Source organism: Telluria sp. Soil_C_11, assembly GCF_057657395.1.
In genome coordinates this window covers 124,348-140,446 of sequence record NZ_JBDGIN010000007.1, presented here as the reverse complement: position 1 = coordinate 140,446, position 16,099 = coordinate 124,348, and the positions used below count along the sequence as shown (strand labels likewise).

The 16,099-nt window shown below is 69.0% G+C and carries 16 protein-coding genes; 8 read left to right on the top strand and 8 right to left on the bottom strand.

From position 1 onward, the window contains the following. Positions 1-3: 3 nt before the first annotated feature. The 6 genes from AC3A6M_RS13845 to AC3A6M_RS13820 all read right to left on the bottom strand — a co-directional run bounded on the left by AC3A6M_RS13845 (position 4) and on the right by AC3A6M_RS13820 (position 3,181). Positions 4-345 (bottom strand): hypothetical protein, encoded by a 342-nt coding sequence (locus tag AC3A6M_RS13845; RefSeq protein ID WP_487853292.1) that lies wholly within the window; start codon positions 343-345, stop codon positions 4-6. Between the two features lie 26 nt (positions 346-371). Beyond that, positions 372-749 carry a hypothetical protein gene (locus AC3A6M_RS13840; RefSeq protein ID WP_487853291.1) on the bottom strand — a complete coding sequence of 126 codons (378 nt, stop codon included), beginning with the start codon at positions 747-749 and terminating at the stop codon, positions 372-374. A 96-nt stretch (positions 750-845) separates the two neighbouring features. Beyond that, positions 846-1,133, bottom strand: coding sequence for a mercury resistance system periplasmic binding protein MerP (gene merP, locus AC3A6M_RS13835; protein ID WP_487853290.1), 288 nt, complete (start codon positions 1,131-1,133; stop codon positions 846-848). Positions 1,134-1,143: 10 nt separating this feature from the next. Next, positions 1,144-1,497 carry a mercuric transporter MerT family protein gene (locus AC3A6M_RS13830; protein WP_487853289.1) on the bottom strand — a complete coding sequence of 118 codons (354 nt, stop codon included), beginning with the start codon at positions 1,495-1,497 and terminating at the stop codon, positions 1,144-1,146. Positions 1,498-1,510: 13 nt separating this feature from the next. Beyond that, entirely contained in the window at positions 1,511-2,644 is a 1,134-nt protein-coding gene (locus tag AC3A6M_RS13825; RefSeq protein ID WP_487853288.1) for a transglutaminase-like domain-containing protein, read from the bottom strand. A 45-nt stretch (positions 2,645-2,689) separates the two neighbouring features. Next, on the bottom strand, positions 2,690-3,181 hold the full coding sequence (locus tag AC3A6M_RS13820; protein WP_487853287.1) for a TlpA family protein disulfide reductase: 492 nt from the start codon (positions 3,179-3,181) through the stop codon (positions 2,690-2,692). Between the two features lie 481 nt (positions 3,182-3,662). Here AC3A6M_RS13820 and AC3A6M_RS13815 point away from each other — a divergent pair, with 481 nt between their 5' ends. The 8 genes from AC3A6M_RS13815 (at position 3,663) to AC3A6M_RS13780 (ending at position 13,701) form a co-directional block, all read left to right on the top strand. Continuing rightward, positions 3,663-5,645 (top strand): glycoside hydrolase family 2 TIM barrel-domain containing protein, encoded by a 1,983-nt coding sequence (locus AC3A6M_RS13815; RefSeq protein WP_487853286.1) that lies wholly within the window; start codon positions 3,663-3,665, stop codon positions 5,643-5,645. Between the two features lie 65 nt (positions 5,646-5,710). After that, positions 5,711-7,021 (top strand): extracellular solute-binding protein, encoded by a 1,311-nt coding sequence (locus tag AC3A6M_RS13810; RefSeq protein WP_487853285.1) that lies wholly within the window; start codon positions 5,711-5,713, stop codon positions 7,019-7,021. A gap of 13 nt (positions 7,022-7,034) precedes the next feature. Next, complete coding sequence (locus AC3A6M_RS13805; protein ID WP_487853284.1) at positions 7,035-7,922, top strand: carbohydrate ABC transporter permease; 888 nt, start codon at positions 7,035-7,037, stop codon at positions 7,920-7,922. Then, positions 7,919-8,752, top strand: a complete 834-nt coding sequence (locus AC3A6M_RS13800; protein WP_487853283.1) for a carbohydrate ABC transporter permease — start codon at positions 7,919-7,921, stop codon at positions 8,750-8,752. Before AC3A6M_RS13805 ends, AC3A6M_RS13800 begins: the two co-directional genes overlap by 4 nt. Positions 8,753-8,774: 22 nt before the next feature. After that, positions 8,775-9,908, top strand: a complete 1,134-nt coding sequence (locus AC3A6M_RS13795; RefSeq protein WP_487853282.1) for an ABC transporter ATP-binding protein — start codon at positions 8,775-8,777, stop codon at positions 9,906-9,908. A gap of 72 nt (positions 9,909-9,980) precedes the next feature. Further along, positions 9,981-10,952, top strand: coding sequence for a glycoside hydrolase family 43 protein (locus AC3A6M_RS13790; protein WP_487853281.1), 972 nt, complete (start codon positions 9,981-9,983; stop codon positions 10,950-10,952). A gap of 182 nt (positions 10,953-11,134) precedes the next feature. Continuing rightward, complete coding sequence (locus AC3A6M_RS13785; protein WP_487853280.1) at positions 11,135-11,677, top strand: heme NO-binding domain-containing protein; 543 nt, start codon at positions 11,135-11,137, stop codon at positions 11,675-11,677. After that, complete coding sequence (locus tag AC3A6M_RS13780; RefSeq protein ID WP_487853279.1) at positions 11,674-13,701, top strand: putative bifunctional diguanylate cyclase/phosphodiesterase; 2,028 nt, start codon at positions 11,674-11,676, stop codon at positions 13,699-13,701. The genes AC3A6M_RS13785 and AC3A6M_RS13780 overlap by 4 nt, the downstream gene beginning before the upstream one ends. Before the next feature lie 6 nt (positions 13,702-13,707). On the opposite strand, the gene kefC is transcribed toward AC3A6M_RS13780, so the two are convergent. Both kefC and kefF read right to left on the bottom strand, forming a co-directional pair. Next, positions 13,708-15,516: a glutathione-regulated potassium-efflux system protein KefC gene (kefC, locus tag AC3A6M_RS13775; RefSeq protein WP_487853278.1), complete on the bottom strand. Its 1,809-nt coding sequence runs from the start codon at positions 15,514-15,516 to the stop codon at positions 13,708-13,710. A gap of 3 nt (positions 15,517-15,519) precedes the next feature. Continuing rightward, positions 15,520-16,077, bottom strand: a complete 558-nt coding sequence (kefF, locus tag AC3A6M_RS13770; protein ID WP_487853277.1) for a glutathione-regulated potassium-efflux system oxidoreductase KefF — start codon at positions 16,075-16,077, stop codon at positions 15,520-15,522. Positions 16,078-16,099: the final 22 nt, after the last annotated feature.

Here is a 16,099-nt window from a genome sequence, read left to right as displayed (position 1 = left end):
CAGTCACAAGTGTTCGAGCGGGGCCGGCAGGTAGCGTTCGCGCGCCTCGCGCGTCACCTGGGCGATGGCGCGCAGGCAGTCGAGGGTCGGCACGCCGGCATCGGCATCCGCGCCCTTGGCATACATGCGCGCGAGCCGGGTCGCCACCTCGGCCGCGCCGGGAATCTGGTCGCGGAACAGCTTGATCAGGCTGACGACCGTTTCGTGCACCGCCGCGTGGGCCGTACGCACGATGTGCCTGCCGGTGGGGTCGGCGGCCAGCGATTGCGTGATGGTGTGTTCGAACTGGGTTTCCGCGCGCTGGATGAGCATGCGGAGCTGTCCGGGTGTGTACTGGATGCGCATGGTGGTCTCGTCCTCGTTGCTGGTCTTCAGGGCAGCCCGCCGGGCGATTCCGGCCGCATGCGGGCGTGCAGCTTGCCCGGCCGGACCCGCAGCGGCGCGCGCGGCGTCGACGAGCGCACCGGGGTGAGCTCTCCTTCGTAGGGCGCGGCGGCATGGTCGATCTCGACCGGTTCGCCATCGCGCCCGGCGCCGGCGAGGAACTGCGCGATCGCGATCTTGACGATGGCGCGGTTGCTGAGCTCGGCGGTAAGCCTGACTTTGCGGTTGTAGTAAAGGAAGGTGGCGGTATCGCCGTCCGGACCCACGATGTCGACCTTCTTCGGCAGCGAGAATCCGTAGCGTCCGCTTGCCCACAGCTTGACCGCGCAGGCACCGGCAGTTGGTGATGAAAACGTAAAGTTCATGCAGGAATCGTAATCCTGCATACAGCCGCGCACGTAACGAAATTGTTCCAAACAGTTACGGCGGGAACAGTTCTTTCCCGACGTAACTGTTTGGCATCAGCGCGCCGCCTTCAGCATCGAGGGATAGCCGACTTCTTCGGTCGCTTTCTTGAGGTCGGCCACGCTGGCCTGGGCGTCATCGTAGACGACGACCGCTTCGCGCTTCTCGTAGCTGACCTGTACCTTCGACACGCCCGGCACCTTGACGAGGGCCGCCTTGATCGTGATCGGGCAGGTGGCGCAGTCCATGGTCGGCACGTTCAGCTTGACGGTCTGCGGCTTGGCCAGCGCGAACGGCGCGGCGCCCAGCGTGGCGATCAGGGCGAGGGTCTTCAGCGTTTTCATGGTCGTGGTCTCAATAGAACAAAGGAGCGATCAGCGGGAAGCCGAGCAGCAGGGCGATGAACACGGCGCAGCCGATGAACAGCCTGCGCATGGCGGGGCGGGTGGTGGCGCAGTCCTGGTCGCCGACCGCGCAGCTGGCGGCCGGGCGGAACAGCAGCCAGCCGGCCCAGCCGAGCGCGCCGGCGGTGAGGGCGATGGCCCAGGGCGTCAGCGGCTTCAGCGCCGTCAGGTGCACCATCCAGGCGCCCGTGATCCCGACCAGCACCAGGACCAGCGGCAGCACGCAGCAGGTCGAGGCCAGGATCGATGCGAATACGGCAAAGGCGAGCAGGCCGCCCGCCTTGCGCTCCGGGGGTTGGTTCATCGTCAGCCCAGCCTCAGATGGCGCGCGCCGTGATCGTGTACGCGAAGCTGTCCGGCGCCAGCGCGTCGTAGGCCTCGCCGCGGTTTTCCGCCTGCGGATACATCAGGAAGCCGACCTTGCCGGCCCGGGAGCCGGGCAGGCGCACGTCGTGGGCGAAGTTGTAGCCCATCCAGTTGCCTTCCCAGCCGCCGAACAGGGCCTGCTTGACCGGCGCGACCAGCGGGTGGTCGGGGTCCTTGATCCAGTTCGGGGTTTCCTGGCGCATCACCTTGGCGACATCGGCCGGGTCCATCGCCACCCAGCCGTGCCGCTTCAGGTAGACCTCGGCGCGGCAGTGCTGGGCGCCCTGCAGGGCGGCCGGCTTGCCGCCCAGTTCGCGGTAGCCGAAGGCGCTGGGGGCGATGCGGATGCCGTAGACGTCGCGCGCCGGTACGCCGGCGGCACGGCACAGGCCCACGAACAGGCCGTTCAGGTCGGCGCATTTGCCGCCGAAGTTGCCGGTCTCCAGCATGGTCTTGATATCGCCGGTGCCGCAGCCTTTCACCTTCGGCTCGCGGAAGGTGTTCAGCACGATCCAGTCGTAGATGCGCTGGGCTTTCTCTTCATCGGTGCGCGCGCCCGAGGTGATCTGCAGCGCGGTCTTTTTCACGATGCCGTCCAGCGGCATCAGGTCGGTCGGCTGCAGCCACAGGCGCAGGTCTTCAGCGGACTCTCCGCCGGTCGTGCGGGTTTTCCAGTTCGCCGCGCGGTCGCGGGTCTGCACGCGCGAGACGACTTCCAGCACCGGCGGAGCGCTGCCGTCGAATTCGGCCACCAGGAAGCGCGCGCCATAATGCGGATCGGCGCCGACGCGCATCGAAGTCGCATTGCCCGACCAGTTGTTCGACAGCGTGCGCTGCCAGTCGGTGTCCACCGCCGGCAGGGGAATCCAGACGGTCGACGGGCCGGACGCGCGCTGCAGGTGCACGCGGGTCACCACCTCGTAGCTCTTCCACTCGCCCGGGCGCGGGTCGAAATGGCGTTCCTGCTCCTGTTGCGCCGCAGCGGCGCCATCGGCCAGCGCCATGCGCGGCAGTGCGCCGGCCAGCAGTGCGCCGGTGGCAGCCTTGAGGAGGGCGCGGCGGCTCGAGGGTTTGGTGTCGTCCATGGTCGGTCTTCCTGTGTGGATGTCGTTCTTGTTGCGTTCTTCGTGTCATTCGGCCAGCAGGGCGTCGATCGCGGCCTTCAGGCGCGTATCGCCGGCGCCGATCTCGCCCACGCTGCGCCAGCGCGCCCGGCCCTGGCGGTCGACCAGGATGGTGGTCGGCATCACGCCGGCGGTCCAGGCCTTGAACATGTCGCCGGAGCGGTCGCGCAGCACGGGGTAGGCGAACGGACGGGCGCCGGCGAAGCGTTCGATGCTTTCGAGCGGTTCCTTGTAGTTCACGCCGACCACGGCCACCCTGGCCGGATCCTGGCGCGCGAGGGCGTTCAGGACCGGCAGCTCCTCCACGCAGGGCGCGCACCAGCTGGCCCAGAAATTCACCACCACCACCTTGCCGCGCAGCTGGGCCAGGTCCCAGGCCTTGCCGTCCAGGCCGGACAGGCGCAGGGCGGGCGTGGCCTGCTTCGCGGGCCAGGGCTTCAGCTCCGCGTCCGCGGCCGCGGCGGCCGCCGCGGCGCCGGCCAGCAGGCAGGCGAGCACGGGGCAAAGGCAGCGCGAGCGGAAACGGCGTGAAATCCTGGTCTGCATCGTCGTGGGGACGGCTGGGGTAAAGGCCGTCATGATACCAGAGTAGGGAATCGTGGATCGGCCGCCGCTCACATCCGCGGCGCTCCCGCGCAGCGTCGGCCGGTGGCCGGCACGCCGGGCGCCGCCGCCTGGCCGCGCCGCGCTGTCCACCGGGAGGGGGGCCTGGAACGTTATACGGCATATTCGGGCCAGGACGGACGCACCTGGGCCGGCGGCGGGCGCCTTGACCCACGGGCCCGCCGCCGGCGCCCGGCCGGGGCCCGTCGCGCTGGGTGGCGCGGGACGGCGCGCCAGCTTCGTCCGGGTCGCCGTCAGCAGCCTGTCGCCATAAAAATACAGGGCGCGAAACCGTTTGTAACGGTGCGTGAAAGCGCTTGCTTTCGTGGACGGCGGGTCATTAAATAGGCTTCATAAGAAGGACAAGGAGCATACCGTGGAATACCCCCGCCCCCAACTGCGGCGCGCCGCCTGGCGCAGCCTGGATGGCCCATGGCAAGCCATGCTCGACGATCTGGCGGCATGCGCCGATCCGTCCGAGGTCACCTGGGACCGCACCATCGTCGTCCCGTATCCGCCCGAAGCGCGCGCCAGCGGCGTGCACGACCGCGGCTACCGGCGGCGCGTCTGGTACAAGCGCCAGATCCAGCTCGATCCGTCGATGGCGCCATCGCGCGAAGAACGCCTGATGCTGCACTTCGGCGCCGTCAACTACCGGGCCCGGGTCTGGGTCAACGGCCGCTTCGCGGTCGAGCACCGCGGCGGCCACAGCCCGTTCTCGATCGACGTCAGCCGCCACCTCGACGGTTCGCTGCTCGAGGTGGTGGTGCAGGCCGAGGACGACCCGCAGGACATGCACAAGGCGCGCGGCAAGATGGACTGGGAGCCCGAGCCGCACAAGATCTGGTATCCGCGCAGCAGCGGCATCTGGCGCACGGTCTGGATCGAGAAGGTGCCGCGCGCCCACGTCAGCCAGCTGCGCTGGACCGCCGACGTCGCCTCCTGGCAGATCCGGCTCGATGCCGACATCGCCCACGTGCCCGACGGCGGGATCGCCAACGTCACCTTGCGCCTCGGCGACCGGTTGCTGGTGGCCGACCGCTGCCTGCTGACCGGGCCGCGCCTGTCGCGCATCTTCCAGCTGCCCGACCCCGGCATCGACGACGCCCGCGGCCTCTGGATGTGGAGTCCCGAAAGCCCGCAGCTGATCGACGCCGAGATCGAGATCAGGAGCAGCGACGGCAACCTGATCGACAGCGTGCAGAGCTACACGGCGCTGCGCACGGTCGGGGTCGAGGGCGACCGCTTCATCCTGAACAGCCGGCCCTACTACCTGCGCATGGTGCTCGACCAGGGCTACTGGCCGGACAGCCTGATGGTGGCGTCCAGCGACCAGCTGCGCCACGACGTTCTGCTCATCAAGCGGCTCGGCTTCAACGGCGTGCGCAAGCACCAGAAGTCCGAGGACCCGCGCTGGCTCTACTGGTGCGACGTGCTGGGCCTGTGCGTGTGGGGCGAGATGCCCTCGGCCTACGGCTTCTCCAGCGCCACCGTGCACGGCGTGATGGAAGAGTGGAAGGAGCTGGTCGAGCGCGACATCTCGCATCCCTGCATCGTGGCCTGGGTGCCGACCAACGAATCCTGGGGCGTGCCCGAGCTGATGAACGACCGCCGCCAGGTCGACTTCGTGCGCGCCCTGTACCACATGACCCGCGCGCTGGACGGCACGCGCCCGGTGGTCGGCAACGACGGCTGGGAGATGCCGTGCGGCGACCTGGTCTGCGTGCACGACTACGAGCAGGACCCCAAGATCCTGCTCGAGCGCTACGGCAGCCGCGACGCCGTCGCCTACACCCTGCAGCACGTGCAGCCGGACCGGCGCCGCCTGCTGATCGACGGCTTCAGCGGGGTCGGCAAGCCGCTGTTCCTGTCCGAGTTCGGCGGCATCGCCGTCATGAAGCCGGGCGAGGAGCAGGGCTGGGGCTATTCGGTGGCGAAGGACGGCAAGGAACTGCTGGCGCGCTACCAGCAGCTGATGGCGGCCATCCACGCCTGCCGCCCGCTGTCCGGCTTCTGCTATACCCAGCTGGCCGACACCTTCCTCGAAAAGAACGGCCTGCTCAACGAAGACCGCATACCGAAGGCGCCGGTGGAAGCGCTGGCGGTGGCCACCCGCGGCCCGGACGCCCACCTGCACGACTGGCACCTTGACCCCCTCGGCCATGCGAAACGCTGGCTCGCGCGGCGCGGCCCAGATTTCCCGATAGAATGGACGCGTGTCGGAGAAGTTGCGGAAGTGATAAGCTATCCGGGCGAGCGGCCGGATGAACCGCCGGTGAATCCGCCGGCCGGGGCAGGCGGATTCGAACGCCGCGGCCGTGGCGGCGCAGGCGCGCGCGCGCGGCGCAAGGTGGCCTGACCCGGACCTGGATCATCCTGCAACGGCGCTCCGCTCGGGAATAACTCAACGAAGATGGGGACGCCGTGGCAAGACGAGGACATCACCTCGCCGCCGCCGCGCTGCTGGTGACGCTGGTCTTCGGGCCGGCGCCCGCGTGGGCGCAGATCGAAGTCAGGATGTGGACCCTGCTGAGCGGGGGCGACGGCGCGCGCATGCGGGCGCTGGTCGACGACTTCAACGCCAGCCAGCACGAGGTGCGCGTGGTGAGCACGACCCTGAAATGGGGCGAGCCGTTCTATACGAAACTGATCACCTCCACGGTGGTCGGGGCCGGGCCGGACCTGGCGACGATTCACCTGTCGCGCCTGGTCAACCTGGCGGGCGGCGGCGTGCTGCGTCCGATCTCCGATGCCGAGCTGGCCCAGGTCGGCCTGGCGGGCAGCGACTTCCTGCCTCGCCAGTGGGACAAGGCGCGCTACGAAGGGAAGACCTGGGCGGTCCCGCTCGACGTGCACCCGCTGGTCCTGTACTACAACAAGCAGCTCGCCGGCCAGGCCGGCCTGCTGGACGATGCCGGCAGCCTGACACCGATCGAAGGCGTGGAGGCGCTCACCGAGGCCTTCCGCGTCGCCACCGAACGGACCGGCCGGCGCGGCCTGACCATGGAGAGCAGCCAGAGCTCGTTCGCGATCTGGCGCCTGTGGCTGTCGATGCTGGCCCAGCAGGACATCGCCATCGTGCGCGACGGCCAGTACAGCTACGGCCCGGCCGGCGAAGCCACGCTGGCCCGCATCAGCGACTGGTTCCGCAATGGCTATGCCCAAGCCGGGCTCGACTACCCGGCCTCGACCAGCCAGTTCATGGGCGGCAGCGCCGCCTTCATGCTGAACGGCGTGTGGGAAGTGCCGGAACTGGTGCGGGCCTCGAAGGCCGGCACGCTCGGCTTCGACTACGGCATCGTGCCGCTGCCGAAGATGTACGCCAACGCCAGCGCCTGGGCCGATTCGCATGCCTTCGCCATCCCTTCCAGCAACGCCGCGGACGCCGGCAGTCCGGCATCGCAGGCCAGGGTCAGGGCGGCGCTGCGCTTCGTCGCCTACGTCAGCCACCACGCGATGGGCTGGGCCGAGGGCGGCCACATCCCGGCCTACCGCTCCGCGGCGGAGTCGCCCGAGGCGCTGGCGCTGCAACCCAACGCCCAGTATGCGCAGGCTGCCCGCAACGTGGTCTACGATCCGGACGGCTGGACCATGGGCGCGGCCGGTCCGCTGGAGGCGATCGCGTCGAAATTCCTGCCGGCGGCCCTGTACGGCTATATGACCCCGGCGCAGGCGATCAGGCGCTTCGAGACCGAGGGCGCGCGCCTGATCCGCAAGCGCCCGCCGCGCTACTGAACCAGGGAGGCGAATGCAACCCGACGATCCCATCCTGCGCGGCGCACGGCGCCAAGGCTTGCCGGCGACACTGCTGCTGGCGCCCTTCGTGATCGCGTTCCTGCTGTTTTTCCTGGCTCCGGCCGGCGTCACCTTCTGGATGAGCCTGACCGAGAGCAGCCTGACCCGCACCAATGCCTTCGTCGGACTGGCCAACTACGCGACCCTGGCGGCCGATCCCGCGTTCTGGGACTCGGTGCTGAACACCTTCTATTTCGCGCTGCTGACCGTGGTGCCGCTGACGGCGCTCGGGCTCGTCATGGCGCTGCTGGTCGACCGTTTCGTCAAGGCCCGGGCCTGGCTGCAGGGCGTGTTCTTCCTTCCCTTCGTGCTGCCGGTCTCGGTGATGACCCTGATTGCCGACTGGATGCTGCAGCCTTCCTCCGGGGTGATCAACCACATCCTCGGCAGCCAGCGGCCCTGGCTGGCGGACCCGCACTGGGCGCTGCCGGCGGTCGCGATCGGCACCGTCTGGTGGACGGTCGGCTTCAACATGCTGCTGTTCCTGGCCGGCCTGCGGAATATCCCGGCCGACCTGTACGAGGCGGCGGCGCTGGACGGGGCGCGCGGCTTCGCGCTGTTCCGCTCGATCACCTGGCCGGCGCTGCGCCCGGTCGCGGCCACGGCCCTCGTCCTGCAGGTCATCGCCTCGCTGAAGGTGTTCGGCCAGACCTATATCCTGACTGCCGGCGGACCGTTCAACACGACCCGCGTGACGCTGCACTACATGTATGAGACTGCGTTCACCCAGAGCGACGCCGGCTACGCGGCCGCGATCGCCATGGCTTTCGTACTCATCGTGATCCTGCTGTCGCTGCTGCAGGCCTGGATCGCCGGATCGCTGGCCGGGAGGTCTGCATGAAGGCCAGGGCGAACCTGGGCTGGACCCTCATCGGCGTCGCCGCCGCCGTGCTGCTGGCGGCGCTGTGGGCGGCGCCGCTGCTGTGGGCGCTCTCCACCGCGCTGCGGCCGGAACTCGACACCGTGTCGAGCGAGTTCCACTGGCTGCCCCGGCACTGGACCCTGGACGCCTTCGCCAGGACCCTGGCCGCCGGCAATGTGCCGCGCTGGCTGTTCAACAGCTTCCTGGTGGCCCTGCTGGTGACCGTGCTGACGCTGGCGACCAGCCTGATGGCGGCCTACGCCTTTTCCCAGCTGCGTTTCCGTGGCCGGACCATCCTGTTCGGCGCCGCCATGCTGGCGTTCCTGCTGCCTTTCGAGGCGCTGCTGGTGCCGCTGTTCCGCACCATGAACCAGCTCGGCCTGATCAACACCTATGCCGGCATCGTGCTGCCGCAGGTGGTGTCGCCGGTGGCGATCTACGTGTTCAAGCGGTTCTTCGACGGGATCCCGGCCGACTTCCGCGAAGCCGCGCTGATGGACGGCGCCGGCCCGCTGCGGGTATTGTGGAGCGTGTACCTGCCGATCTCGGGGAACATCGTGTGGGCGATGGCGATCGTGACCTTCATCGCGGCCTGGAACAACTTCCTGTGGCCCTTCATCATCGTCACCTCGACCGACATGATGACGATTCCGCTGGGGCTGACCCAGACCTACGACGCCTTCGGGGTGCGCTACGCCCAGCTGATGGCGGCGGCGCTGCTGGGCGCGCTGCCGGTGGCGCTGGCCTACATCGCCTTCCAGCGCCGGGTCACGCAAGGCTTCCTCGCGGCGAGCGGGCTCAAGGGATAAGTTCAAAGAACAAGGAGCGGGTATGGCATCGGTAAGTCTGCGCGGCGTCAGGAAGGACTACGGGGACAATCCCGTCATCCAGGGCATCGACCTGGAAATCGGTGACGGCGAGCTGGTGGTCTTCGTCGGGCCGTCCGGCTGCGGCAAGTCGACCCTGCTGCGCATCATCGCCGGACTGGAGGACGTGACGGAGGGCGAGCTCGAGATCGGCGGCGTGCCCAGCCTCGGCGTCGATCCGGCGCGGCGCGGCATCGCCATGGTGTTCCAGAGCTATGCGCTGTATCCGCACATGACGGTGGCCGAGAACATGGGCTTCGCGCTGAAGCTGGCCAGGGTGCCGAAGGCCGAGATCAGGGAGCGGGTGCAGCGCGCCGCCGAGATCCTGCAGATCCCGCACCTGCTCGACCGCAAGCCGAAGGCCCTGTCCGGCGGCCAGCGCCAGCGCGTGGCGATTGGCCGCGCCATCGTGCGCAAGCCGGCGGTGTTCCTGTTCGACGAACCGCTGTCCAACCTCGACGCGGCCCTGCGCGCCCAGACCCGGGTCGAACTGGCCCGCCTGCACCGGGAGCTGGGGGCCACCATGATCTACGTGACCCACGACCAGGTCGAGGCCATGACCCTGGGCCAGAAGATCGTGGTGTTCAATGGCGGGCGCATCGAACAGGCGGGCACGCCGTTCGAGCTGTACCAGCGGCCGGCGAACCTGTTCGTGGCGGGCTTCCTGGGCTCGCCGCGCATGAACTTCCTGGAAGCCAGTCTGGTGGGCGAGGAGGGCGCGATCGCCACCGTGCGCCTGGTATGCGGCGCGCTTGTCGAGGTCGCGGCCGACGCCGGCGACGCCGCGGTCGGGGCCAGGGTCACGCTGGGCGTGCGGCCCGAACACCTGCGCATGCTGGACGCGGAGGGCGCCGACGGCCCCGGCATCCCGGGCACGGTGAGCCTGGTCGAATACCTGGGCGACGTCATGCTGGCCTACGTGCAGGTCGAGGGCGCGCCGGAGATGGTGGCCGTCAAGTGCGGCGGCGGGCAGGCGCTGCCGGCGCTGGGCAGCCCGGTGCTGCTGGCCTTCGACCCCGGCCATGCCTGCCTGTTCGGCGCGGACGGCGCGGCCATGCCGGCGCGCGAACGCCGCGCACGCATGGCCGCGGCCTATTGAGGCGGGGCCGGAATCGGCGCATGATGCACGGACCGGGCGTCATCCGCGACCACCCGGCCAGCTGCGGAACTGATGAACACTTACCGTAATCCGGTCCATCCGGACCCCTTCGCCGATCCCTTCGTGCTGCGGCACGACGGCGCCTACTACGCCTACGGCACCGCGCCCGGCGCCGCCGACGGCCGCCAGGTCCCGGTGCTGCGCTCGACCGACCTGGTGAGCTGGAAGGCGCTCGGCCATGCCCTGCTGCCGGCGCCGGGCATGGAGCCGGAGCAGGGCTGGCAATTCTGGGCGCCGGAAGTGGCCAGCCACGGCGGCCGCTTTTATCTGTACTACTCGGCCGGCAAGGCGCCCGAGGGCACCGACCACAAGCTGCGGGTGGCCGTGGCCGAGCATCCGGCCGGGCCCTTCCTCGACGCGGGCAAGGTGCTGGTGCCGGACCAGCCGTTCTCGATCGACGCCCATCCGTTCCGCGACGCCGACGGCCAGTGGTGGCTGTTCTACTGCGTCGATTTCCTGGAGATGTCGCATGACGAGCGGATCGGCACCGGCATCGTGGTCGACCGCCTGCTCGACATGACGACGCTGGCGGGAGAGCCGCGCGTGGTGGTGCGCCCGCACCACGACTGGCATGTGTTCCGCAAGGAGCGCCCGATGTACGGCAAGGTGGTCGACTGGCACACGGTCGAGGGCGCGGCGGTGCTGGTGCACGACGGCCTGTACTACTGCTTCTACAGCGGCGGAGCGTGGGAAAAGGAGAACTACGGCGTCAGCTATGTGGTGGCGAAACACCCCGAGGGCCCGTACCGCCGTCCCGAAGGCGGGCACCAGGCGCTGCTGATGCGCACCCCCGGATCGGGCGAGCTGGTGGGGCCGGGGCACAATTCCTTCACGCTGTCGCCCGGCGGCGAGACCTGGATCGTCTACCACGCCTGGGATCCGGGGCGCACCGGACGGCACATGTGCATCGACCGCATCGACTGGGTGGACGGCAAGCCCGTGACGCCGGGGCCGAGCCGGGACGAGCGGCCGGCGCCGCGCTGAGACGCCTCTTCGCGTTGGCTTATCGGCAAAAAAGCATCATTCCGTCGGCGCGAAGGCAGGGTGCGCACGATAGAATTTGATATATTTGTTGATTTGATGCAATATTCATGGAATCGCGAGGTGGCTGATCTGTCTTTGATTGGAGCCCCAATGGCATCACTGAATTTTTTTTGAGGGCAATAATGAAGGGCATCGTATTCAATCTGCTGGAAGAAGTGGTCAGTACGGCTTACGGCGACGCCGCCTGGGATCAACTGCTGGACGCGGCCGGCCTGGACGGCGCCTATACCTCGCTGGGCAGCTATGGCGACGACGAAATCTTCGCGCTGGTAAAGGTGGCCTCCGAGACCCTGGCGCTGCCCGAAAGCGAAGTGCTGCGCTGGTTCGGGCGCCAGGCGATGCCGCTGCTGGCCAGGCGCTATCCCGCCTTCTTCGAGAACCACGAGAACGTGCGCAGCTACCTGCTGACCCTGAATAACATCATCCATCCCGAAGTGCGCAAGCTGTATCCGGGCGCCCAGACTCCGGTGTTCGACTTCGACACCAGCCTTGCCGACGTGCTCGCGATCGGCTACAACTCGCCGCGCCGCCTGTGCGCCCTGGCCGAAGGTTTCATGCACGGCGCCGCCGACCATTTCGGCGAACGCCTCGACATCGGCCAGAGCCAGTGCATGCACCACGGCGCCGAGCGCTGCATGTTCCAGGTCCGCAGCCTGCCGCAATGACCGGCGCCGGCACCCCGGCGCCCGGCGCCGAAGTCGCGCGGCTCGAGCGTCGCCTGAAACGCGAAGTGGCCGCCCGCCACGAAGCCGAGGCCATCGCCGAACGGGGCTTGCGCGACCTGTTCCAGCGCCAGCAGGAGATCGGCCTGCTGGAGAGCATCGCCGTGGCCGCCAACGAGGCATCGGGCGTCAACGAAGCGATGCAGCGGGCGCTGGAAGCCATGTGCCGCTACGCGAACTGGCCGCTCGGCCACCTGTGGCTGATCGCCGAACGCCACGGCGAACGGCGCTTCGACTCCACCAGCATCTGGCATGACAGCGTGGCGCGCGAGGGCGCCGGCCCGGTGCAGGCGCTGCGCGCGCTCACCGAACAGAGCGAGTTCGCGCTCGGCGGCGGACTGCCGGGCAAGGTGGTGGCCAGTGGCGCGCCGGTCTGGGTCGACGTCGGCGGCGCCACCCTGGCCGAGCTGCCGCGCCTTGAAGAGATCGTGCGCGCCGGCTTCGCCTCGCTGTTCGGCTTCCCGGTCATGATCGGCGCCGAAGTGGTCGCCGTGCTCGAGTTCTTCAGCGTCGAGCGGCAGGCGCCGAGCGAGTCGATGCTGCGCCTGATGGCCCAGATCGGCACCCAGCTCGGGCGCGTGATCGAACGCCGCCGCGCCCAGGACAAGCTGGTGCACGACGCCCTGCACGATCCGCTCACCCAGCTCGGCAACCGCAAGCTGTTCCTGGACCGCCTGCAGCACCTGCTGCTGCGCGCGCAGCGTGCGCCGGACAACCACTTCGCGGTCCTGTTCGTCGACCTGGACCGCTTCAAGTCGATCAACGACGGACTCGGCCACCAGTCCGGCGACCAGCTGATCATCGGCACCGCGGCACGGCTCTCGTCCTGCCTGCGCCAGACCGACATGGTGGCGCGCGACATCACGCTCGCCGAAGACCACCTGGTGGCGCGCCTGGGCGGCGACGAATTCGTGATCCTGCTCGACCGCATCGGCAGCGCCGAGCGGGCGATCGTGGTCGCCGAGCGCATCATGGGCGTCCTGGCCGAACCCTTCGAGGTGGCCGGGCAGCGCGTGTTCGTCACCGCCAGCGTGGGCATCGCGCTCAGCGCCAGCGGCTATGCCGACGTCGAGGACATCCTGCGCGACGCCGACATCGCCATGTACCACGCCAAGCAGACCGGCCGCGCGCGCTGGGTGATGTTCGACCAGACCATGCAGCTGGCCGCGGTGCGACGCCTGCAACTGGAGGCGGACCTGCGCGACGCGCTGCCGCAGGGCCAGCTGTTCCTGCAGTACCAGCCGATCGTGTCGCCGCGCGACGGCCGCGTCAGCGGCTTCGAAGCCCTGCTGCGCTGGCGCCATCCAACGCATGGCCTGGTGCCGCCCAACGAATTCATCCCGGTGGCCGAGGAGATCGGCCTGATCGAGCCGATCGGCTCGTGGGTGCTGGAACAGGCCTGCCGCCAGCTGCGCGAGTGGCAGCAGAGCCACGACATGCGGCTGGACATGAGCGTGAACGTGTCGGCGGTCCAGTTCACCGGCGGCGAACTGGTGGAGGCGGTGCGGCGCGTGCTGGCGGAGACCGGGATCGCCCCGGCCAGCCTCAAGCTCGAGCTGACCGAGAGCGCCGTCATGGCGGACGCCGAGCACGCGCTCGGCATCTTCGCCGAACTGAAGGCGCTGGGCGTGCGCGTCAGCCTGGACGACTTCGGCACCGGCTATTCCTCGCTCAGCTACCTGCGCCGCCTGCCGATCGATACCTTGAAGATCGACCGTTCCTTCGTCAGCCAGCTCGACCGATTCGACGACAAGCGCCAGATCGTCGAGGTGGTGCTGATGCTGGCGCGGGCGCTGGAACTGGACGTGGTGGCGGAAGGCGTCGAGACCGACGCCGAACTGCAGCTGCTGCGCGACATGGGCAGCGATTTCGTGCAGGGCTACTTCTACTTCAAGCCCTTGACGCCGGAAGCCGCGGAATCGGCGCTGGCGGAGCAGGGCGCGCGCGACCGCGAAGAGGCGGCCTGAAGGTCCTCAGTCCCAGTCGTGCCGCGTCTCGCCTTCCTGGGCACGGCGGTCGCGCGCGATCATCTCCTCGAGTTCCTCGCGCGCCTGCTTGGCCATCGACACGTACTGCTCGCGGTCCTTGTAGTACGGGTAGACCGCGTGCACGTTGGCGATGTTGAGCCGCCTGAACTTCAGCGCGGCCTGGCGGATGCGGTAGGCGTTGTGGCCCAGCCCCGCGGTCAGCACGGTGCGGCCCAGCTGCAGGGCCGATTCGAAGGTCTCGCGCTCGATCATGGAGACGCCGCGGTCCATCAGCTGGTACCAGTGCGTGACGTTGCGGGCGCGGGCGAAGATCTGCAGGCCGGGGTAGTCGCGGCGGACCGTCTCGACCAGCGCCAGGCTGTCCTCGATGTCGTCGATCGCCACCACCAGCGCGCGCGCGCGGGCGGCGCCGGCGGCGCGCAGCAGGTCGGCGCGGGTCGCGTCGCCGTAGAACACCTTGAAGCCGAAGCGGCGCAGCACCTCGATCTGGTCCGGGTCGTGGTCGAGCACCGTCAGCTTGATGCCGTTGGCGTTCAGGAAGCGGCCCACGATCTGGCCGAAGCGGCCGAAGCCGGCGATGATCACGTGGTCTTCGTTCGGTTCGATCGCGTCGGCGTCCGGCTTGTTGTCCTTGCACTCGCGGCGCGCCATGACCCGGTCCCAGGCCATCAGCACCAGCGGCGTGACCACCATCGACAGCGCCACCACGACCACCAGCATCGACGCCGTCTCGTCCGTGAACACGCGCGCCGTGGCCGCCGCGCCGAACACGACGAAGGCGAATTCGCCGCCCTGCGACAGCAAGAGCGCGAACTGCAGGTGCTGGCCACGCGCGATGCCGAGCAGGCGCGACAGCCCGTACAGCACGCCGGTCTTGATGGCCAGGAAGGCCGCCACCAGCCCCAGGATCAGCAGCGGACGCGCGAAGAAGACCGCGAAGTCGACCGACATGCCGACTGCGATGAAGAACAGGCCGAGCAGCAGGCCCTTGAAGGGTTCGAGGTCAGTCTCCAGCGCGTGGCGGTATTCGGAATCGGCCAGCAGCACGCCGGCCATGAAGGCCCCCAGCGCCATCGACATCCCGATCCACTGCATCAGCAGTGCGATCGCGATCACCAGCAGCAGGGCGAAGGCGGTGAAGATCTCGCGCGTGTCGGTGCGGGCGATGACCTGCAGCAGCGGGCGCACCAGGTAGCGGCCGCCGAAGATCAGGCCGGCCAGCACGCCGACCACCTTGAACGTGGCCAGCCAGAAGTTGCCGCTCGAGCCGGCATCGTCGGGCATCCCGAGCAGGGGCACGATGGCGATCATCGGAATCGCGGCGATGTCCTGGAACAGCAGGATCGCAAAGCCCGCCTGGCCGGCCGGGGTCGGCATCAGGTTGCGCTCTTCCAGCGAGGCGAGGGCGATCGCGGTCGAGGACAGCGACAGCCCGAGGCCGGCGATCAGCGCCAGCTTCCAGCCGACGCCGGCCAGCAGCGCGGCGCCGGCCAGGGCCGCAGCGACGGCCGCCACCTGCGCGCCGCCCCAGCCGAAGATCGGCCGGCGCAGCGCCCACAGCCGGTCCGGCTCCAGCTCCAGGCCGATCAGGAACAGCAGCAGCACCACGCCGAACTCGGCGAAGTGCAGGGCATCCTCGACATTGCCGATCAGCTTCAGGCCGTAGGGCCCGATCAGGATCCCGGCCGCCAGGTAGCCCAGCACGGTGCCCATGCCGAGGCGCTTGGACAGCGGCACCGCGACCACGGCGGCGGCGAGATAGACCAGGGCATTGGTCAGCAGGCTGTGTTCCATGGTCTAGCTCCCCGGGGTATGCAGCGGCGCCGCGTAGGCCTGCAGGCGGCGCCTGAATTCGGCCACATGCGCCTCGACCGCCGCCTCGCCGGCCTGGGCCGCGCCATGCATCAGCAGCGGCGCGATCCAGTCCATTCCGCACAAGGCCGCGGTCTGCTCGAACGGCGCCAGGAAGTCGGCGAAGGGCCGACCGTGCAGGCCGCCGGGCTGGTAAGCGTCCGGGCCGCTGCCGGTGGTCGCGACCAGCCAGTAGCCCTTGCTGCGCAGGACGGAATCCGGCTTGCCGTAGGCCCAGCCCGGCACCAGCACCACGTCCAGCCACTCCTTCAGCAGCGAAGGCATGCCGTACCAGCGGATCGGGTGCAGGAACACCAGCACGCTGGCATCGCGCACCAGGGCCCGCTCATGCTCGGCGTCGATGTCGAAGTCGGGGTAGGTGTCGTACAGATCCTGCACCACGACCCCGGGCGTGGCGCGCGCGGCGTCCGCCAGCCGGCGGTTGACCGGCGAGCGGTGCGGGGCAGGATGGGCATACAGGACCAGGATGTGTTGTTGGCTCATGGATTTGATTATTCCACAACAT